At 67.6% G+C, this 19,745-nt stretch carries 16 protein-coding genes; 11 read left to right on the top strand and 5 right to left on the bottom strand.

Going from position 1 to position 19,745, the window contains the following annotated elements; all coding sequences use genetic code 11:
* Positions 1 to 144: 144 nt before the first annotated feature.
* Positions 145 to 1,203, bottom strand: coding sequence for a hypothetical protein (locus AruPA_RS05195; RefSeq protein ID WP_265635580.1), 1,059 nt, complete (start codon positions 1,201 to 1,203; stop codon positions 145 to 147).
* 331 nt (positions 1,204 to 1,534) lie between these two features.
* Between AruPA_RS05195 and AruPA_RS05190 the strand changes: the two genes are divergently transcribed.
* The 6 genes from AruPA_RS05190 to AruPA_RS05165 all read left to right on the top strand — a co-directional run bounded on the left by AruPA_RS05190 (position 1,535) and on the right by AruPA_RS05165 (position 10,321).
* Positions 1,535 to 2,893, top strand: a complete 1,359-nt coding sequence (locus AruPA_RS05190) for a UDP-glucose/GDP-mannose dehydrogenase family protein (protein WP_265635579.1) — start codon at positions 1,535 to 1,537, stop codon at positions 2,891 to 2,893.
* Between the two features lie 2 nt (positions 2,894 to 2,895).
* Positions 2,896 to 4,638: a methyltransferase domain-containing protein gene (locus AruPA_RS05185; RefSeq protein ID WP_265635578.1), complete on the top strand. Its 1,743-nt coding sequence runs from the start codon at positions 2,896 to 2,898 to the stop codon at positions 4,636 to 4,638.
* 26 nt (positions 4,639 to 4,664) lie between these two features.
* Positions 4,665 to 7,793 carry a class I SAM-dependent methyltransferase gene (locus AruPA_RS05180; RefSeq protein ID WP_265635577.1) on the top strand — a complete coding sequence of 1,043 codons (3,129 nt, stop codon included), beginning with the start codon at positions 4,665 to 4,667 and terminating at the stop codon, positions 7,791 to 7,793.
* Positions 7,794 to 7,802: 9 nt separating this feature from the next.
* A complete protein-coding gene (locus AruPA_RS05175) occupies positions 7,803 to 8,849 on the top strand; it encodes a rhamnan synthesis F family protein (protein ID WP_265635576.1) in 1,047 nt (348 codons plus the stop codon).
* A 17-nt stretch (positions 8,850 to 8,866) separates the two neighbouring features.
* The gene (locus AruPA_RS05170) at positions 8,867 to 9,643 is read left to right on the top strand and encodes a 1-acyl-sn-glycerol-3-phosphate acyltransferase (protein WP_265635575.1); all 777 of its coding nucleotides are present in this window, start codon (positions 8,867 to 8,869) and stop codon (positions 9,641 to 9,643) included.
* Positions 9,644 to 9,721: 78 nt separating this feature from the next.
* Positions 9,722 to 10,321, top strand: coding sequence for a hypothetical protein (locus AruPA_RS05165; protein ID WP_265635574.1), 600 nt, complete (start codon positions 9,722 to 9,724; stop codon positions 10,319 to 10,321).
* A 74-nt stretch (positions 10,322 to 10,395) separates the two neighbouring features.
* On the opposite strand, the gene moaA is transcribed toward AruPA_RS05165, so the two are convergent.
* Positions 10,396 to 11,397: a GTP 3',8-cyclase MoaA gene (moaA, locus tag AruPA_RS05160; protein ID WP_265635573.1), complete on the bottom strand. Its 1,002-nt coding sequence runs from the start codon at positions 11,395 to 11,397 to the stop codon at positions 10,396 to 10,398.
* A gap of 195 nt (positions 11,398 to 11,592) precedes the next feature.
* Between moaA and AruPA_RS05155 the strand changes: the two genes are divergently transcribed.
* On the top strand, positions 11,593 to 12,177 hold the full coding sequence (locus tag AruPA_RS05155) for a DUF1013 domain-containing protein (RefSeq protein ID WP_265635763.1): 585 nt from the start codon (positions 11,593 to 11,595) through the stop codon (positions 12,175 to 12,177).
* Positions 12,178 to 12,239: 62 nt separating this feature from the next.
* Here the strand turns inward: AruPA_RS05155 and AruPA_RS05150 are convergent, their stop codons facing one another.
* On the bottom strand, positions 12,240 to 12,410 hold the full coding sequence (locus AruPA_RS05150; RefSeq protein ID WP_265635572.1) for a YdcH family protein: 171 nt from the start codon (positions 12,408 to 12,410) through the stop codon (positions 12,240 to 12,242).
* A 195-nt stretch (positions 12,411 to 12,605) separates the two neighbouring features.
* Here AruPA_RS05150 and AruPA_RS05145 point away from each other — a divergent pair, with 195 nt between their 5' ends.
* Genes AruPA_RS05145 through AruPA_RS05135 form a run of 3 tightly spaced genes read left to right on the top strand, consistent with a single transcriptional unit; the run spans position 12,606 to position 14,433 of the window.
* Entirely contained in the window at positions 12,606 to 12,809 is a 204-nt protein-coding gene (locus AruPA_RS05145) for a YdcH family protein (RefSeq protein ID WP_029310831.1), read from the top strand.
* Entirely contained in the window at positions 12,806 to 13,291 is a 486-nt protein-coding gene (purE, locus tag AruPA_RS05140) for a 5-(carboxyamino)imidazole ribonucleotide mutase (protein WP_265635571.1), read from the top strand. The genes AruPA_RS05145 and purE overlap by 4 nt, the downstream gene beginning before the upstream one ends.
* Positions 13,292 to 13,293: 2 nt before the next feature.
* On the top strand, positions 13,294 to 14,433 hold the full coding sequence (locus AruPA_RS05135) for a 5-(carboxyamino)imidazole ribonucleotide synthase (protein WP_265635570.1): 1,140 nt from the start codon (positions 13,294 to 13,296) through the stop codon (positions 14,431 to 14,433).
* Between the two features lie 5 nt (positions 14,434 to 14,438).
* Here AruPA_RS05135 and AruPA_RS05130 read toward each other — a convergent pair whose 3' ends face one another.
* Both AruPA_RS05130 and AruPA_RS05125 read right to left on the bottom strand, forming a co-directional pair.
* The gene (locus tag AruPA_RS05130; RefSeq protein WP_265635569.1) at positions 14,439 to 16,016 is read right to left on the bottom strand and encodes a cisplatin damage response ATP-dependent DNA ligase; all 1,578 of its coding nucleotides are present in this window, start codon (positions 16,014 to 16,016) and stop codon (positions 14,439 to 14,441) included.
* Between the two features lie 166 nt (positions 16,017 to 16,182).
* Positions 16,183 to 17,202 (bottom strand): ligase-associated DNA damage response exonuclease, encoded by a 1,020-nt coding sequence (locus AruPA_RS05125; RefSeq protein WP_265635568.1) that lies wholly within the window; start codon positions 17,200 to 17,202, stop codon positions 16,183 to 16,185.
* Between the two features lie 55 nt (positions 17,203 to 17,257).
* Here AruPA_RS05125 and AruPA_RS05120 point away from each other — a divergent pair, with 55 nt between their 5' ends.
* Positions 17,258 to 19,726, top strand: coding sequence for a ligase-associated DNA damage response DEXH box helicase (locus tag AruPA_RS05120; protein WP_265635567.1), 2,469 nt, complete (start codon positions 17,258 to 17,260; stop codon positions 19,724 to 19,726).
* Positions 19,727 to 19,745: the final 19 nt, after the last annotated feature.

Below are 19,745 nucleotides of genomic sequence, written 5' to 3'. Positions count from 1 at the left end.
CAGATCGACGGAAAATCCGAGGCAGCGCCCTCCCCTTGCCTAAAACTAGCGGGTTCTAAGGGCTAAGCCCTTAGTGGGGGTCGAGGGGGCAAAGCCCCCCGCCTTGCTTGCTAGAAGCACTCCCACCCGCGCAACCCCCGGTGGTCACTCTGCGGCCAGTGCCTGTGGGGTGCGGTGTCGTGCGAGGGTTCTGGCGTAGAGGGTGCGATCGAGTGTGGTGAGGCGGTCGAGTTCGGCCTGGATTTCGGGGGTTATGGGGGTTTGTTCGGCCTTGCGGAAAACATCGACCGATTCGATGTGATTTTCGGCGGTGATGTTGCCGCGCACGGGACGGTCGGGCGGTCGGGCGCCGATCAGCCTGGCGAGTTGGTGCACGGAGCCGTCCATTGTTTCGGTGATGCCGACGAAGTCGAGCCGCGCGAGTGCGTTTTGTGCGGCGGCGAGCGAGTCTGCGGGATTGGTCGTGAGTGGATCGATTGTGGCGCCGGTCGTGTAGCGACCGGTCAATCGTCTGGTGTAGAAATTATCGAGGTAATCGCGGAGCGAGGGTTCCGGATCGCGCAGGAACCCGAGCAGGTCGTGCCGGTGCGCCGCGCCCATCAACGGGTCGTTTTCGACATCGCCGATCACATCCGGCCGCACGCTCCGCCAGAAATGATAGATCGAGACGAGCCGTGCCCGGGGTTCGCGCAGGAAGGTGAACAGGAACCGGTCGCGGTCGATCCGTTCGAGGGCCGGCAGATCGAAATGGCCCCAGAGCAAGGCGTATCGTGCTTTTTCACGGCCGATGCCGGCGGGTGCGCGATAGAAATTCTGCGGCGGCACCGCGCGCAGCGGGTCGGGGTCGATCTGTTCGGGGTGAAACTGCGGCGCGAGCCAGCGCATCACGGCGAGTCCGCCGCATTTCTCAAGGTGCAGAAACCCGAGTTTGGGTCCGGTCCAGACGGTCAGGATGTCACCTTGCAGGGGCGACAGCGGTGGCAGCGCGGTGCCGCGTCGGGCCCGCATGGCGTAGCCCATCAGATTGCACACATCGCCGACTGAACTGAGCGCCCGCACCAGTGCGGGCAATCGTGCGGCGCGATCCGTGAAGCCGCGCCGGAACGCTTGCCGCTCGCTGTCGCTGGGCCATCGCCCGAGCGAAAGGCGCAGCACCAGGGGCGCGCTCGTCAGCGCGATCACGCTCATGGCCGTCTGCCGCATGTCTGCGGCACGCCTGTGCGGGGCGCCGGGTTCTCTCATCGTTCCTGCCCTAAATGACCCGCCCGCCGGTTTCAACCGATGAATTTTGACACATTGTTACAGTGCGATGCTCATTTTATAATCACGATCTCGTGAAAACATCGAAAATTGAGCATCACCGCACAGCGGCAACACGTCTCAAACCAGTACCCAAGCCGATCGAAATCGGGCCTCTTGCAACCGGGGATGGAGGTTGCCAGAACACGCTTCGATCCTCCGCTTTTCCGACACGTCCAAACAACCCCGCCCGCTCGCCCCACCCCGTCCCTCGTACCCAAGGAGTAACCCCGGCTTGAAAATCGCGATCATTGGTGGCGGCTATGTCGGTCTGGTCTCAGCCGCCTGTTTCGCCGAGTTCGGTGTCGAGGTTGCGGTGGCGGAAACCGACCCTTCCCGCCTGACCCGCCTGCTGGCCGGCGAGATGCCGATCTACGAACCAGGCCTGGATGCCCTGGTCGCCAGCAACCGCGCCGCCGGCCGCCTCGGCTTCACCGGCGCCCTGCCCGAAGCGATCGCCGGTGCCGAAGCCGTCTTCATCGCGGTCGGCACGCCCTCGCGCCGTGGCGGCGGCCATGCGGACCTCACCTATGTCTTCGCCGCCGCCGAACAGGTGCTGCGCGCACTCGACCATCCGGCCGTCCTGGTCACCAAATCCACCGTCCCGGTCGGCACCGGCCGCAAGCTCGCCGCCCTCGCCGCCCAACTCCGCCCCGATCTCGCGATCGAGGTCGCCTCGAACCCCGAATTCCTGCGCGAAGGCAGCGCGATCGGCGATTTCATGCGCCCCGACCGTGTCGTGGTCGGCGCCGAGACCGAGCACGCCCGCACCGTCCTGCGCGCCCTCTACCGCCCGCTCAACCTGATCGAGACCCCCATCCTGATGACCGGCCTCGAAACCGCCGAGCTGATCAAATACGCAGCCAACGCCTTCCTCGCCATGAAGGTGACGTTCATCAACGAAATGGCCGATCTCTGCGAATCGGTCGGCGCCGACGTGCACGACGTCGCCCGCGGCATGGGGCTCGACGGGCGGATCGGCCGCAAATTCCTCCACCCCGGTCCCGGTTTCGGCGGCTCCTGCTTCCCCAAGGACACGCTCGCCCTCGCCCGCATCGCGCAGGACGCCCGCGCGCCCAGCCGCCTGACCGAAACCGTCGTCGCCGTCAACGAAGCCCGCAAGGCCGGGCTTGGGCGCCGCATCATCGATGCCGCGGCGATCGAGCTGCGCGGCAAGCGCATCGCCATCCTCGGCCTCGCCTTCAAGCCCGAAACCGATGACATGCGCGATTCCCCCGCGATTCCCGCCATCGAGGCGCTGGCCGAAACCGGTGCGACCATCATCGCCTACGACCCCGCCGCAATGGCCGCCGCCAAACCCCTGCTCCCCGCCGCGATCCAGTTCGCCGAAACCGCAGCGCAGGCGATCGCGGGTGCCGATCTGCTGGTGGTGATGACCGAATGGAACGAATTCCGCGCCCTCGCCCCAGCCCGCCTCGCCCAGGCGATGCCGGGCCGCGTCATCGTCGATCTGCGGAATATTTTCGACCCCGCCGCAATGCGCGCCGCCGGTTTCGTGTATCATGGCGTCGGTCGCGGCAGCCGGCCCACCGGCGACATCACCGCGGACCCCGAGACGGATGAGGATCAATGACCATGGATGACCTAACCACAACCCCGGAGCGCCTCGATCCCCACGGTCTGCCGATGGTCGGCGCCTATCCCGACTATGCCAACCCCGATCTGGTCATGGCGATCCCGCTGTCCGCCCGCACCGTGATCGACATCGGCTGCGGCGGCGGCGCGATCGGCGCGGCCTATCTTCGCCGCAATCCCCGAGCGCGCATGCTCGGCGTCGATATCGACCGCGACTCCATCGCCATGGCGCAAACCCGCCTCACCGAAGCCGCCTATTGCGACGTTCAGACCGAACCCTTCCCGTTCGATCTGTCCGGCGGTGTCGATTGCCTGGTCTATGGCGATGTCCTCGAACATCTGGCCGATCCCTGGGCGGTCCTCGCCCGCCATGCCGAGCTGCTCAACCCGGATGGCACGGTGCTGGTCTGCTTTCCCAATGTCGAGCATTGGAGCATCGCCTATCGCCTGCTCAAGGGCGAGTTCGACTATGACGACATCGGCCTGCTCGACCGCACCCACCTGCGCTGGTTCACGCCGCGCACCATGGGCACCGCCCTCGAACGCGCCGGCCTCGCTTTGTGCGATGTCCGCCCCCGCGCCGCCGATCCCGATGGCGCCGCCCGCTTCACCGAGGCGCTGGCCCCCGCCCTCGCCAGTATCGGCGTCGATCCCAACGACTACCGCAACCGCGCCACCCCCATCCAGTTCATCTGGCGCGCCAAAAAACAGCCCCGTCCCCGCCTCGTGCTGGGGGCGACCATGCTGCCACCGGTCGGCGGCGTGTCCGATGTGCGCGTGATCGACCCGATCCGCGGCCTCGCGACCGACCCCTCCCTGATCACCGCGATCAAGCCCGAAAGCGAGCTCAGCCGCGTGCTCGAAGGCGCGCCCCACATCGCCGTGCTGCACCGCCCGCTGCTGATCGGCGAACCAGGCCTCGCCCGCGTGCGCAGCCTGATCGAGCGCGGCTACCTCGTCGTCACCGAGTTCGACGATCACCCCGGCTTCCTCGAACAGCGCGGCGTCGCCGCCGCCGACCTGCTCACCTTCACCGCCGTCCACGCGGTGCAGACCAGCACCGAGGCGCTCGCCGCCGTGCTCACCGAATACAACCCCGAAATCGCGGTCTTCCCCAACGCCATCTCCGAGCTCGCCGCCCCGCGCAACTTCACCAACCCCGAGCGCATGACCCTGTTTTTCGGCGCGCTGAACCGCGAGGAAGACTGGGCGCCCTACATGCCGGTCCTGAACGAGGTGCTCCGCGCGGTCGGCCCCCGCCTCGCCGTCACCGTGCTGCACGATCGCGGCTTCTTCGATGCGCTCGACACCACCAACAAAACCTTCATCCCGACCAGCGACTACGCAACCTACCGCGATGCCCTGGCCAGCGTGGAAATCGGCTTCATGCCGCTCGCCGACACCCCGTTCAACCGCGCGAAATCCGATCTGAAATTCATCGAGGCGAGTGCCGCGCGCGTCGTCTCCCTCGCCAGCCCCACCGTCTACGATGCCAGCATCCGCGAGGGCGAGAACGGCCTGCTGTTCCGCAGCCCCGATCATCTGCGCATGCAGCTGCTCCGCCTGCTCGCCTACCCCGAGGCTGCCAGGCGTCTCGCCGATGCCGCCCGCGCCGACATCAGCGACAACCGCATGCTCGCCTACCAGATCCGTGCCCGTACCGACTGGTACCACGCCCTCTGGGCCCGCCGCGACGAGCTGACCGAAGCCCTGCGCGCCCGCATGCCGGCCCTGTTCGCTTGAACCCAGCGGCTGGAAGCGAAGGCGCCATGGATCTGCCGGACCCGCCGCCGCCCGCCATCCGGGTCATCTGGCCGGACACCGAACAACCACCCTACGAGCGCCCCTGCCCGAATTGCGGCGCATCGGGCGCAAAGCCGCATCTGCTCGATGTCGCCTGGACCGCGCCGAAACTGAAAGGCGGCGACCGCAAGCCGGTGTTCGCCTGCCCCGCCTGCACCGCCCGCTTCTACCCGCCGCTCGACGTGCCGAATTACCACGATCCCGATGTGATGGACTGGGGCTGGCACCAGTTCCACATCCAGCAGGGTGCCGGCCTGGTGCCGATCACCGAAACCATCGGCCGCATCGCCCGCCCCGCCGGCACCCGCTTCCTCGAAATCGGCTGCGGCTACGGCTTCGGCCTCGATTTCGCAATCCACGCGCTCGGCTGGCAGGGTCTCGGCATCGATCCCTCGCCGATGGCGCGCCTCGGTGCGGCCGATCTCGGCATCACCATCAACGACGGGTATTTCCCCCAGGCCGACCCCGCGCCCGCGTTATGGGACGTCATTGCCGCGACCGAGGTCATCGAACACGTCGAAACCCCGGCCGATCTGCTCGCCGCCATCCGCGCCCGGCTCAACCCCGGCGGTCTGCTCCTGCTCACCACGCCGGATGGCGCCGCGATCACCCGCGAAACCCCGGAAGCCGCCCTGGTCCAACTCCTGGCACCCGGCATCCACATGGTGTTCCAGACCGCGACCAGCCTGCGCCGCCTGCTCGACCGCGCCGGCTTCCCCGATGCCGTGATGGGCCACGACGGCCTCACCCTGGTCGCCTATGCCGGCGCCGCCGTCGATGCCGCGCTGATCGACGACGAACCGGCCCGCCGCCGCCGCTTCCGCGCCTATCTCGCCACCCGCGCCGAACAGATCCCCGCCACGACCGACCTCGGCCTCGGCTTCGCCGGCCGCGCCCTGTTCGAAGCCGCGGTCGATCTCGACTGGCCCGCCGCCAGATCCATGCGCGACCGGCTCTGGCCCGCCATCCAGACCCGGTTCGGCCTCGATCTCGACACGATCACCACCCTGCCGCCCGGCTTCGCCCCCCTCAGCCTCGCCGAACTCAAGGACCACATGCCGCTCAACCTCGGCATGATCCTCTATGCGGAGGCGAGCCGCCTGCGCGCCGATCCCGCCACACGCGCGCGCGCCGCCCCGCTGTTCCTGCTCGCCAGCGCCGCCGCCGGCACGCTGCACGCCGCCCTCGCGCGCCTCTCGCTCAACGACGGTCTCGCCGAGGAACTCTCCTGGCGCGGCATCGCCGAAGCCGCGATCGAAGCGGCGCGAACCGGCGACGCCGCGGCCCTGCCCCGTTTCGCCGCCCTGCACGCCATCGCGGGCGCCGCCGCGGAACGCGCCGCCATCGTCTGGCGCGGCGTCATCGAACTCACCAACGCCGGCGCCATTGCGCTGGCGCGCGACCTGCTCGCGCGCGAACACCTCACCACCCCGCCGCCCGCTCTGCCGGAGGCGGTCCGGCGCGACGCCCAAATCGTCATCGCCCAGCTCGCCCTGGCACCGGATGGCGATCCGCTCGGCGCGATCGCCATGGCCGAAGCGCTCGGCCCCGCCGATCCCGCCTACGCAACCCTGCTGGGCGGCGGGTTCGTCCGCCTGGTCAACCGCGCCCGCTTCGCCGAGGCGCTGCCCCACATCCCCGCGGTCACCGCCGCCTGCACCGCGGGTGACAGCCCCGCCGCAACCGATGCCAACAACGCCCTCGCCATCGCGATCGAACGCGCCGCAGACCCCGCCGCCATCCCCGCCCTGCTCCGCCCGCTCCGGCTCGACCCCGCCCGGCGCGACGCCATCCTGCTCGAAGCCTTCTGCCGCTTGGTCGATACCGGCCGCTACGAGACGGCGATCGTCATGGCGGACGCCGAAAACATTGTCAGCCGCGCCGTCGCGCGCGACGATACCGCCGGGCGCAACGCCCGCCTCGCCCTCGCCCTGCTCGACCTCGCCACCGGCGACCCGATGGACGTGCCCGCCCGCCTCGCCGGACTCGCAATCGACGAACAGCGCCGCCGCGACATCCTGATCGGCGCCTTCTGCCGCCTGGTGAACGCCGCGCGCTACCAGGACGCCCAGACCTACGCGACCACCCAGGCCATCGCCCAACTGGCCGCACCCGAACCCGGCACCACCCACGACGCCGCCGGCCGCGATGCGATCATCAGCCTCGCCATCCTCGATCTGGTCACCGGCGATCCCGCCGAAGCCCCCCGCCGCATCGCTGGCATCGCCATCGATGCCGAACGCCGCCGCCAGATCACGCTCGGCGCCTTCGTCACCCTGGTCAACCGTAGCCGCTACGACGACGCCACCGCCCTGCGCGCCACCACCCCGATCGACGCCTGGGCCGCCACCACGCTCGATGACGACGCGATCGACGCCTCGATCGCCCTGATCGCCCTGACCCTGGTGGCCGGCGACCCCGCCGCCGTCCCCGCCCTGCTCGCCCAACTGCCCGGATTATCGCCCGAAGCCCAGGCCGATGCCCGCGCCCAGGCCGCCCTCCGCCTGATCCATCTCGGCCGGCTCGATGAAGCCCGCCCCCTGATCGCGCAGATCGATTACGCCCTGCTCGACCCCGCCAGCCGGATCGATCTGGTCGCGACCGAGGCGCATTTCGCGATCGAGGACCACGCTACCGCCGCCGTCCCCGCCCTGCTCGATGCGCTGGAGGCCGACCACGCCGACCCCGTCCGCGTCAAAAACCTCGCCCTGCGCGGCTTCGTCACCGCGGTCAACCGGGGCGATTTCGCCGGTGCCGCCCTGCTGCGCCCCCGGATCGAGCCGGATTTCACCAACTACGCCAAAGCGACGACCGATGCCCTGCGCAGCGCCGGCTTCGCCCTCGGCGTGCTCGATCTGCAGGACCCGCCGCAGCCCCACCGCGCCGAGGCCGCCTTCGCCTCGGTCCGCCGGGGCTTCGCCGCCGAACTGGCCCAGGGCGATGCCGCGCCGCCGCTGTTCTGGGAATCGCTGCGCGGCGAACTCATCGCCCTGCATCAGACCGGCCGCGCCGCCGAAGCCAACGCACTCGGCCGCGCCATGCTCGACCGCTACGGCGCGGCCCCGGCCGATCTCGCTCTCGAACTCAAAGGATAACACAGGCTGATGGCGAGTGTTCTACGTCGAGTCTGGCTGGGCATCAGCGCCGCCCGCGCCGCCGTCACCCTCGCGGTCGCCGGCGTGCTGGGCCGTCTGCGCAGCCCGCATCAGGTCATCGTCAGCAAACCCGCCACCGGCATCGTGCTCGGCCCGAAAATCGTGCTGTTCCTGCATTGGGACCGCGGCGGCCGCGTGCGCGAGGCGCTGTTCACCTACATCGCCCAACTCGCGGAATCCGGCCGCTCGGTGGTGTTCATCACCAACGCCGGCAAGATCGAACCGAACGCCGAGGCCCGCCTGCTCACCCTCTGCGCCGGCGTGCTGGTCCGGCGCAACATCGGCTACGATTTCGGCGGCTGGCGCGACGGTATCGAAACCCTCAACCTGCCCCAGCCGGACACCGAGGAAATCATCATCGTCAACGACAGCGTGTTCGGCCCGGTCCGCCCGCTGGAAGCGACCTTGCTCCGGCTCGACTATGCCGATGCCGATGTCTGGGGCTTGACCGAAAGCTGGCAGCGCCGCTATCACCTGCAATCCTATTTCGTCGCCTTCGGCCCGCGCGCCATCCGCGCGCCCGCCTTCCGCACATTCTGGCAGCAGGTCATCCCCGCACCCTCGAAAGCCTATGTCATCGGCAAATACGAGATCGGCATGACCCAGGCGATGATCAAGGCGGGCCTGCGCGTCGCCGTGCTCTGGCCCTACGAGATGCTGACCAAGCAGATCACGCGCGAGCAGCTGGCCGGCTATCTCGATGGCGATGCCGCCGCCGGCGCGCGCAACGACCCGCTCGATCTCACCCGCTGGCTGCATATCCTGCGCCTGCGCGACGCCATCGCCCGGCGCAAGCCGCTCAACCCCACCTCGGATCTCTGGCGTCACCTGCTGCTGTCGGGCTACCCGTTCATCAAGCGCGAACTCCTGCGCGACAACCCCACCCGCGTCGAAGACGTCGGCGACTGGGCGGATGTCCTGCGCGAAACCCTCGGCGTCGATCCCGCCCCGATCATCGCCGATCTGCGCACCATGCTGCGGGGCGACGCGCCCTGATCGAACACAATGATCGCATGGGCCGGCTCCGCATGCTGGCCCGCCTCGCCGCCTTCATCGTCTGGACGCTGGCGCTCCTGCCCATCCAGCTCGTGCTGATCAACCTGCCCGGCAATGCCAGGCGCCGCATCCCGCTGCTCTACTGGTCGGGCGTCGCCCGCATCCTGGGGGTCGAACTCGATGTCACCGGCACCATCGCCACCGATGGCGCCCGCCCGGTCCTGTTCGTCGCCAACCACAGCTCCTGGGTCGACATCGTCGCCCTCGGCGCCGTCCTGCCCGGCTGCTTCGTCGCCAAGGGCGAAATCGCCCGCTGGCCGGGCATCAACCTGGTCGCCAAGGCCGGCCGCACCATCTTCGTCTCGCGCCGCCACGGCAACACCGGGCGCGAACGCAACGACATGCAGCGCCGTCTCCAGGCGGGCGACAGCCTGATCCTGTTCCCCGAAGGCACCACCTCCGACGGCGCGCGCGTCATGAAGTTCCACCCCACCTTCCTCGCTCTGGCCAACGATCCCTCGAACCCGATCGTCCAACCCGTCACGATCGTCTACGACCGGATGGACGGTCTGCCGATCGGCCGGCGCAACCGCCCGCGCATCGCCTGGTATGGCGATATGGACATCGCCTCGCACTACGCCCAGCTCGGCCGCCACAACTGGCGGGCCCGCATCGTCCTCGGCACACCCGCCGATACCAGCCGGGGCCGCAAAGCCCTGGCCGCCGCGCTCGAAAGCCGGATCGCGTGCGAGGCGGCGCGCCTGCGCCAGGGCCGCTCAACCCCGCCAGGCTAACCGCCGCCTCCCCGCACGGCGATACCCGGCCCGACATTCTCCTTTCTCACCCCCCGCCGACCATGCTTATCTCCCCTGGTGCGCCCCATCCCAACCCCGCTGACACTCTCGCTGCTCGACCGCTTCGCCCTCATCATGGCGATGCTCGCCGAAATCGCCGTCCGGCAGGGCCACGCACAGCACCTGCCGGGGGCCAGAATCATCGCCATCTGGCAGCGCCTCACCGGCATCGCCGCCCGCTTCGCGCGCGCCGTCCTGCGCGGCCCCACCCCAGGCCGCCCACGCCTCACCCCAGCCAAACCCAGCCGCACCGAACGCCCATCCCTGCCGGCAGGCTTCGGCTGGCTCCCCCGCGTCTTCCCCGGTACACCGGACATGCCCGCCGCCGTCACCTACCCCGCCCAGCAACTCCGCGACCTGCTCGCCGACCCCACCATGGCTCAGCTGATCGAAACCAACCCCGCCATCGGCCGCATCCTCCGCCCCCTGTTCGAAGCCCTCGGCCTCGAACGCCCCGCCATCCTCGCCATCCCCAAACCCGCAGCCGAGGCCAGGCCCGCACCGCGCCCCCTCGCGCCGCCGCCCGAAGCCATCCCCCGCGCGTGCGCCGTGCTCATGCCGTCGCCCGGCCGGATCGCCGCGACCATCCTGGACGCTTGCGAAAAATCCGCCGCATGAAGCGCCGCCGGCCCGTACGCATTTCATTACGATATCGAAACGAACGAGACGCGGTGAAGGGGAGCCGCGCCCGTCTACCCCCCGGTCACACTCATATGCCGCGCCAGCGCCGGCCGGTTGTGCGCCCGGTCGATCACGAAATCATGACCCTTCGGCTTGCGCGCAATCGCCGCGCGGATCGCATCGGCAAGCACCGCATCGTCATCCGAACCGCGCAGCACCCTACGCAGGTCCGCCGCGTCCTCCTGGCCCAGGCACATGTACAAAGTCCCCGTGCAGGTCAGCCGCACCCGGTTGCACCCTTCGCAGAAATTATGCGTGAGCGGGGTGATGAAGCCGAGCCGCGTGCCGGTCTCGGCCACATCGAAATACCGCGCCGGCCCGCCGGTCACGTAATCGGTCGGCGTCAGCGTCCAATGCGCGGCAAGCCGCTGGCGCACCAGCGACAACGGCAGATACTGATCCATCCGGTCGCCATCGATCTCGCCGAGCGGCATCGTCTCGATCAGGCACAGATCGAACCCGTGCGCCCCGCACCAATCGAGCATCCCGTCGAACTCATGCTCATTGACATCCTTCAGCGCGACCGCGTTGATCTTGACCTTCAACCCCGCCGCCTTGGCCGCCATCACCCCGTCGAGCACCTGCGGCAACCGCCCCCAGCGGGTGATCGCCGCGAATTTCGCGGCATCCAGCGTATCGATGCTCACATTGATCCGCCTCACCCCGGCCGCGGCCAGATCCTCGGCATAGCGCGCCAGCTGGCTGCCGTTGGTGGTCAAGGTCAGTTCATCCAGCCCCGGTTCGCCTGGTTTCGCGCCGATCTGCAACCCCAGCCGGTTGACCAGCGCCATCACGCCCCGCCGCACCAGCGGCTCGCCGCCGGTCAGCCGCAATTTCCGCACCCCGAGCCTGACGAAGGCGGTCGCCAGCCGTTCCAGCTCCTCGAGCGACAGCAGATCGCCCTTGGGCAGAAAATTCATATCCTCCGCCATGCAATAGACACAGCGGAAATCGCACCGGTCGGTGACAGATATCCTCAAATACGTGATGGTGCGGCCGAATGGGTCGATCATACCTGTCATCTTTACCCGTGAACACACAAACGCAAGGGAAAAACCTTCCACACGCCCACGCACGGGCGGCCTGCGCCGTAAACACCCCGGCATGGCTTGACCAGACTGTCATATCTGCACCATATCAAAAAGGCTATTGTATGTCGGCTGCGCCGAGGCACGAACTTGGCCGCCTGCCGCTCTCTCTGAGGTATGATCATGACGCTACCCCTGATGCCGAAAGCCACCGCCGTGTGGTTGATCGAAAAAACCGCGCTGACCTTCGAACAGATCGCGGATTTCTGCGGCATGCACCCGCTCGAAATCCAGGCCATCGCGGATGGCGAGGTCGCGCAAGGCATCGTCGGCTACGATCCGGTCGCGAACAAACAGACCACCGCCGAACAGATCAAACGCTGCGAAGCCGACCCCACGGCCCGGCTCAAAGTGCTGGAAGCGGCCAACCCCGGCGCCAAACGCAGCAAGGGTGCCCGCTACACACCCGTCGCCAAGCGGATCGACCGGCCGGACGCCATCGCCTTCGTGCTGCGCAACTACCCGCTGGTGCAGGACGCCGCGATCGTCAAACTGCTCGGCACCACGAAGGAAACCATCCAGAAGGTGCGCGAGCGCAGCCACTGGAACTCCGCCAACATCAAGCCGCGCGACCCGGTTATCCTCGGCCTGTGCAAGCAATCGGACCTGAACGACGCGGTCAATGCCGCCAACACCCGCGCCATGCGCGAGGGTCAGCCGATTCCCGCCCCCCTGCCGGCCCACGCGGAAGACGAAGCCGCCTGACATCGCAACGGCCGGGGCGGTTGAGCCGCCCCGGCCGCGCCGATGGGTCGATGTCGGTCGGTTTACTGTCGCGTCCGCAGACGCTCCATTTCTTCCTTCAAACGGAGTTTTTCCAGTTTGAGCCGTGAGAGACTGTCGTCATCTGGTCGGGGCCGGCGATCTTCATCGGTAATCCGCGCATCGAGGCCGGCGTGGCGCTGCTTCAATGACTCCAGTCTCGCTTCCAAGCTCATCATTCACTCCTTTCCGAGAGTTGATCCAACGTGTGGAAGGTCCGGTGCCCGATCGATGACACCGCATTCAAGACTAGTCCCGCCGCGCCGCACTTGTCATCAAACTTTTATGCAAGGCGCCGCCGATACCCCCCTTGGCTTGGCACCGAAAACCGCGATAGGCGTTGAATACGACCCTGTGCTAAGGAACCGAGCATGCTGACAGACAAGGATAATCTGCTCCGTCATCTGCATGGGTTGCGCAGCGAGCACCGCGACCTCGATACGGTCATCGCACGCCTCGGCGACCACGCCGCGATCGATCAGTTGCAGGTGCAGCGCCTCAAGAAGCGCAAACTGCTCCTGCGCGACCAGATCCTGCGGCTCGAAAGCCGCCTGATCCCCGACAACATCGCATGAACCCACCGCTCGTCGGCGTCATCATGGGCAGCCGGTCGGACTGGCCGACCCTGCAAGCCGCCACCGCCATGCTCGATGACCTCGCCATTCCCTACGAAGCCCGCGTGATTTCCGCCCATCGCACGCCCGAACGCATGGTGGCCTACGCCAAATCGGCCCAGGCGCGCGGCCTGCACATCATCATCGCCGGCGCCGGCGGTGCCGCCCATCTGCCCGGCATGGTCGCCGCGCTCACCACTCTGCCGGTGCTCGGCGTACCGGTGGAATCCCATGCCTTGCGCGGTCAGGACAGCCTGTATTCGATCGTGCAGATGCCCGGCGGCGTACCGGTCGCGACGTTCGCGATCGGCAAGCCCGGCGCCACCAACGCCGGCTTGTTCGCCGCCTCCATCCTCGCCCTGGCCGATCCGGCGCTGGCCGCCCGCCTCGCTGGCTGGCGCGCCGCCCAGACCGCGCGCGTCCCCGACATGCCGGAAGACTGACCATGACTTTCCCCCTGCCGCCCAACGCAACCATCGGCATCGTCGGCGGCGGCCAGCTCGGCCGCATGTCCGCAATGGCCGCGGCAAGGCTGGGCTATCGCTGCCATATCTTCACCCCCGAACCCGATGCCCCGGCCTCACAGGTCGCAAGCCTGACGACCCTGGCCGATTACGACGACCACGCCGCCCTGATCCGCTTTGCCGAATCGGTCGATGTCATCACCTTCGAGTTCGAAAACGTCTCGGCCGAAGGGCTCGACCTGCTGGCCGAACGCCGCCCGGTGCGCCCCGGGCCGGATATCCTGCGCATCAGCCAGGACCGAATCGCCGAAAAAACCTTCCTCAACGCCGCCGGCGTCCGCACCGCACCCTGGGCGCCGGTCGAATCGATCGCGCAACTCCAGGCGGCCATCGCCACCATCGGCCTGCCCGCCGTGCTCAAGACCACCCGCCTCGGCTACGACGGCAAGGGCCAGGCGCTGATCCGCACCGCCGGTGAAGCCGAAATGGCCTTCGCCCTGCTCAACCCGAAACCGCTGATCCTGGAAGGCTTCGTCGATTTCGCCTGTGAATGCTCCGTCATCGTGGCGCGCGGCGCCGATGGTGCCGACACCGCGTTCGACACTGTGGAAAACCGCCACCGCGACCACATCCTCGATCTCACCCTGGCCCCCGCCCCGTTCGACCCCGATCTGCGGCAGGAAGCGCAGGCGATGGCGCTGCGCGTGGCTGATCACCTCGCCCTCGTCGGGCTGATGGCGGTGGAATTCTTCATCGACCGCGATGGCCGCATCCTCGCCAACGAAATCGCCCCCCGCCCGCATAACTCAGGCCACTGGACGATCGATGCCTGCCCCGCCAGCCAGTTCGAACTCCACATCCGCGCCGTCGCCGGCCTCGCCCTGCCCCAGGCGGTGCGCCATTCCGATGCGGTGATGAAAAACCTGGTCGGCCCGGCCGATATCGCGCTCTGGCCACAGATCGTCGCAACCCAGGGCCTCATCCCGCATCATTACGGCAAAACCGCCGCCCGCGAAGGCCGCAAACTCGGCCATGTCAACACGCTGTTCCCGCACGGCGCGCTGCCGGGTGCGTTCGGCATCGCCGCCGCCCTGGGCATCCTGGCCCCAGACGAACCCTGACCGGCTCAGACCGCGGCGGCGCCGATCAACCGCGTCGCGGTTTCCAGCCGGTCCGCCTCGGCAACGGGCTTGTCGAGGCGCAACCGCAAAATGCGGGGAAACCGCAGCGCGATGCCCGATTTATGCCGGCTTGAACGCTGGGCGGCATCGAAGCCGATTTCGAGCACGATGCCAGGTTCCACCTCGCGCACCGGCCCGTAGGTGGCAACGGTGTGGGCGCGGATCCATTTATCCAGCACCAGCAATTCTGCATCGGTGTAGCCGGAATACGCCTTGCCGATCGGCACCAGCCGGCCATCCTCGGTCCAGACGCCGAACGTGTAATCGGAATAGAACGAGCTTCGCCTGCCGTGGCCGCGCTGGGCATACATCAGCACACAGTCGAGGCTGAGCGGGTCGCGTTTCCATTTCCACCAATGGCCTTTCGGCCGCCCGGCCAGATAAGGGCTCGCGGCGGCCTTGAGCATCAGCCCCTCGATGCCGTCGTCACGCGCGGTGGCGCGCAGGGCCGCGAGGTCGGCCTCGGTTTCAAAATTGATCTGCTCCGAAAGATCCATCCGCGCCGGTCTGGTCGCGGTAAACCAGGCTTCAAGCCGGCCACGGCGCTGATCGAACGGCAGTCCGCGCAGATCGGTGGCACCGTCGAACAGCATGTCATAGAGCCGCACGGCGACCGGATATTCCGCCCGCGCCCTGGCGCTGACCATCTTGCGGTTGAGCCGTTGCTGCAGATCGGCAAACGGCGCGACAACGCCATCGCGGATCACCAGCAATTCCCCATCGAGCACCGCGGTGAAGTCCATCGCGGCGAGGATTTCCGGAAAACTCGCTGAGATATCGTCCGCCCCGCGCGAATACAGCCGCTTGCCGCCCGGGGTTGCGACCAGTTGAACGCGGATACCGTCCCATTTCCATTCCGCCCGATAGGAAGACCAGTCGAGGCTCGCGCGGTCGGCCTCCTCGATCGGGTGGGCGAGCATCGGCGGGCGGAACACCGGCGTGGTGCCGGGATCGGGCCGGGCGGTGCGGCGTTCAAGCCAGTCGAACAGCGTGGGATAGGGTGCCAGCAGCCCATGCCAGATCTCCTCGATCTGATCGACCTCGACCTCAAAGCGTTGTGCGAGCGCGAGCTTGGCCAGCCGCAGCGACGCGCCGACCCTGAGACCCCCTGTGATCAGCTTGATCAGCGCGATGCGGGTCGAAACATCGCTGGCATCCAGCCAGGTGGCGATGAGCGCCGGGATCGCCTCGCGCGGGGTCTGGCGAAGCTGGTCGACCACCGCGGGTAGTTCCGGCGGCGCCTCGATCGCCGCTTTTGGCCAGATCAGCGCGATCGCCTCGGCCAGATCGCCGACATAATCGTAGGAGAGCGCAAATAATTCCGGATCGACGCGGGTTGCGACCAAGGCGCGTAGCACCGCTGGTTTGGCACCCGGAAAATCGAGTTTGCCGGCGATTGCGGCCAGGGCGTAGCCGCGTTCGGGGTCGGGGCGCGTGCCGAAGTAATCGGCCAATAGCGCGATTTTGGCGTTGCGGCCCTGGGTGTAGAGCAGGCGCTCCAGGAGGTCGGCGAAGGGCTTCATCAGGGCGAAGGCAAGGAAAGGGGAAGACTTCTTTCTGTGAACAAAAAGAAGCAAAAAAACTTTGATTCATAGAGCCCATGCCGGTGAAACCACCCGTGCCCCAAATTAACAAAAGTTTTTTGCTTCTTTTTTACAAAAAAGAAGTCCTTCCTCCCCTTCCTATCGTTCACGCATCATCCCCCTCATCGCCATACCCGATCAAACTCAGCGCCCGCCCGCGCCGTCCCATCAGACCGAGCTGGTAGATCAGCGCGGCCTCGTTGCCGTGCGTGACCCAGATTTCCGGGGCCTGCACGTCGATCACGGTGGCCAGCAACTCGTCCCAATCGGCGTGATCGGAGATGATCAGGGGCAGTTCCACCCCGCTCGCCTTGGCGCGCTGGCGCACGCGCATCCAGCCCGAAGCGACCGCGACCACCGGATCGTCCAGCCGGCGGGCCCAGCGATCCGCGACGGCGGAGGGCGGCGCGATCACCACGGCACCGCGCAGTGCGGCTTTGTCGGCCACCGTGGCCGGGCGGAGATCGCCCAGATCAATGCCGAGTTCGCCGTACAAATCGCATAGTTTCGCCAATGCCCCGTGCAGGTAGATGGGCGCGTCGTAGCCGGCGGCGCGCAGCAGGGCGACCATGCGCTGCGATTTGCCGAGACCGTAGGCGCCGATCAGATGCGGCCGTTCGGGAAATACGCTCATCGAGTGTAGCAGCTTGGCGATTTCCTTGTCGGTGTCGGGATGGCGGAACACCGGCAGGCCGAACGTCGCCTCGGTGACGAACACGTCGCACGCGACCGGCACGAAACCCGCGCAGGTGGGGTCGGCGCGGCGCTTGTAATCGCCGGACACCACGGCGCGGCTGCCCTGATAGGTCATCACCACCTGGCACGAGCCGAGCACATGGCCGGCCGGCACCAGGCCGACATCGACATCGCCGATCCGCAACACCTCGCCGCTCGCCAGCGCCTGCTGGGTGATGCCCGCCCTGCCCTCGCCCATCCGCGCCCGCATGATCGCGAGTGTCTCGGCGCTCGCCAGCACGTGGTGGTGACCGGGGCGGGCGTGATCGGCATGGCCATGGGTGATGATCGCGCGATCGACCGCGCGCGTCGCATCGATGAAAAAGCCGCCGGGGAGGCAGAACAGGCCTTCGGGGCGCGGTTGGAGCCAGGTTTCGGGGTGCGGTGCCACAGCGTGCAGATGGACGGTGATTGCGAAAATAACCAGGGTGATTAGACTGCAAATCGTGAACAAAAGCAAAACATCGCTGCCGGCGCAGTTCGGTGACTGGTTTGCAGCGCGGGGTTGGCAGGTGCGGCCGCATCAGCTTGCGGTGCTCGGGGCGGTGGCCGCGGGTGAGAATGCGTTGTTGATCGCGCCGACCGGCGGCGGCAAGACGCTGGCCGGATTCCTGCCCAGTTTGATCGCCCTGGCCGATGATCCCCGGCCGCGCTTGCACACGATCTACATCAGCCCGCTGAAGGCGCTGGCCACCGACATCGCGCGCAACCTCGAAGCGCCGATCGCCGAGATGGCGCTGCCGATCCGCGTCGAGACCCGCACCGGCGACACGCCGGCGAACCGGCGGACCCGCCAGCGCAGCGATCCGCCGCATATTCTGCTGACCACCCCGGAAAGCCTCGCCTTGCTGTTGTACCAGCCCGAGGCGGCGGATTATTTCGCCGATCTCGCGGTGATCGTGATCGATGAGATCCACGCGCTCGCCGGCACCAAGCGCGGCGATCAACTGGCGCTCGGCCTCGCGCGGCTGCACGCGCTGGCGCCGGCGGCGCTGCGGATCGGCCTGTCCGCCACCGTCGCGCATCCGGGCGCGATGCGGGACTGGCTTTCGCCCGACGGTGTCGGCGGTGCGACGCAATTGGTGCTGGGCGAGGCCGGCGCACCACCCGAGATCGGCCTGTTGATCGCGCCGGGGCGGATGCCGTGGTCCGGTCACATGGGGTTGATGGCGGCCGAGGCGATTTTGCAGCAAATTCGCGGTGCGCGCATGACCATCGTGTTCGTCAACACCCGCGCGCAGGCGGAATTGATGTTCGAGGCGCTGTGGCGGCACAATGACGAAACCCTGCCGATCGCGCTGCATCACGGCAGTCTCGATGTGAACCAGCGCCGCAAGGTGGAGGCGGCGATGGCAGCGGGACGGCTGCGCGCGGTGGTGGCGACTTCCTCGCTCGATCTCGGGATCGATTGGGCGGCGGTCGATCAGGTGATCCAGGTTGCCGCCCCCAAGGGCGTGTCGCGGCTGATGCAGCGGCTGGGCCGGGCCAATCACCGGCTCGATGAGGCTTCGCGCGCGCTGCTGGTGCCGGCCAACCGGTTCGAAGTGCTGGAATGCGCCGCCGCGATCGAAGGGGTGGCGGCGCTTGATCTCGACGGCGATCCGCCGCGGCCGGGCGCGCTCGATGTGCTGGCCCAGCATGTGCTGGGTTGCGCTTGTGCGGCCCCGTTCCACCCCGATCAATTATATGCCGAGGTCTGCCGCGCCGCACCCTATGCCCTGCTCGCGCGGCGCGATTTCGACGATGTGGTTCGCTATGTCGAAGATGGCGGCTACGCGCTCGCGGTCTATGAGCGCTACCGAAAATTGTTCCGTGATTCCGAAGGGTTCCTGCATGTGCGCCACGCGCGCATCATGCGGCAGTTCCGCATGAACATCGGCACCATCGTCGAGGCGCCGGTGCTGAAGGTGCGGTTGGGCGGCGGGCGCGGCGGCGGCATCACGCTCGGTGAGATCGAGGAATATTTCGTCACAATGATGAGCCCGGGCGATACGTTTTTATTCGCGGGCCGGCGGCTGGTGTTTCAGGGCATTCGCGAAACCACCGTGATGGCGGCGGATGGCGGCACCGGCGAGCCGAAAATACCCACCTATGTCGGCGGGCGGATGCCGCTCAGCACCAACCTCGCCAACCGGGTGCGGGCCATGCTGCACGAGCCGGCGCAATGGCGGCATTTTCCGGATCAGGTGCGCGAATGGCTGGAACTGCAGGCGTGGCGATCATCCCTGCCGGCGCCGGACGATCTGCTGGTCGAGACGTTTCCGCGCGGCGGCCGCTGGTACATCGTCGCCTATTGTTTCGAGGGGCGCCAGGCGCATCAGGCGCTCGGCATGCTGATCACCCGGCGGTTGGAGCGGTTCGGTGACCAGCCGCTCGGCTTCGTTGCGACCGATTACGTGCTCGGCGTGTGGTGCGCCCGCGAACCGCACGACATCGCCCGGCTGTTCGAGGAAGACATGCTGGGCGATGATCTCGAAGCCTGGATGGCGGAAAGCACGATGCTCAAACGCAGCTTCCGCAACGTCGCGGTCATTGCGGGATTGATCGAGCGGACGCATCCGGGCGGCGAGCGCAGCCGTAGACAAGTCAGTATCAATACCGATCTGATTTACGATGTGCTCCGCAAACACGATCCCACCCATATCCTGCTCCGCGCGACAAGGGCCGATGCCGCCCATGGGCTGGTCGATCTGGCGCGGATCGCCGGCATGCTGGCCCGCGCGCGCGGGCGGATCACGCACCGGCGGCTCAAGCGTGTCTCGCCGCTCGCCGTGCCGGTGCTCCTGGAGATCGGCCGCGAGCAGATCCGCGGCGGCGAGGCGGAGGATGCGTTGCTGGCCGAAGCCGAAGCCGAAGCCCTGCTCGCCGAAGCCGGGTTCGCGGGTGATATCGCATCGAGTGTCCATCTGGCGTGACACGGCACAATATGGAATG

It is taken from the genome of Acidiphilium sp. PA, assembly GCF_026191915.1.
In the GTDB taxonomy this organism is placed as follows: Bacteria; Pseudomonadota; Alphaproteobacteria; order Acetobacterales; family Acetobacteraceae; genus Acidiphilium.
The sequence above is the reverse complement of the archived record's forward strand: the minus strand, read 5'-3'. Positions and strand labels throughout refer to the sequence as shown.

What these genes read in the sequence shown, in the direction of transcription:
- AruPA_RS05195 (WP_265635580.1), bottom strand. Translation starts at nt 1,203, where the DNA reads ATGCGGCAGACGGCCATGAGCGTGATCGCGCTGACGAGCGCGCCCCTG.
- AruPA_RS05185 (WP_265635578.1), top strand. Translation starts at nt 2,896, where the DNA reads ATGGATGACCTAACCACAACCCCGGAGCGCCTCGATCCCCACGGTCTG.
- AruPA_RS05180 (WP_265635577.1), top strand. Translation starts at nt 4,665, where the DNA reads ATGGATCTGCCGGACCCGCCGCCGCCCGCCATCCGGGTCATCTGGCCG.
- AruPA_RS05175 (WP_265635576.1), top strand. Translation starts at nt 7,803, where the DNA reads ATGGCGAGTGTTCTACGTCGAGTCTGGCTGGGCATCAGCGCCGCCCGC.
- AruPA_RS05170 (WP_265635575.1), top strand. Translation starts at nt 8,867, where the DNA reads ATGGGCCGGCTCCGCATGCTGGCCCGCCTCGCCGCCTTCATCGTCTGG.
- moaA (WP_265635573.1), bottom strand. Translation starts at nt 11,397, where the DNA reads ATGATCGACCCATTCGGCCGCACCATCACGTATTTGAGGATATCTGTC.
- AruPA_RS05150 (WP_265635572.1), bottom strand. Translation starts at nt 12,410, where the DNA reads ATGAGCTTGGAAGCGAGACTGGAGTCATTGAAGCAGCGCCACGCCGGC.
- AruPA_RS05145 (WP_029310831.1), top strand. Translation starts at nt 12,606, where the DNA reads ATGCTGACAGACAAGGATAATCTGCTCCGTCATCTGCATGGGTTGCGC.
- purE (WP_265635571.1), top strand. Translation starts at nt 12,806, where the DNA reads ATGAACCCACCGCTCGTCGGCGTCATCATGGGCAGCCGGTCGGACTGG.
- AruPA_RS05135 (WP_265635570.1), top strand. Translation starts at nt 13,294, where the DNA reads ATGACTTTCCCCCTGCCGCCCAACGCAACCATCGGCATCGTCGGCGGC.
- AruPA_RS05130 (WP_265635569.1), bottom strand. Translation starts at nt 16,016, where the DNA reads ATGAAGCCCTTCGCCGACCTCCTGGAGCGCCTGCTCTACACCCAGGGC.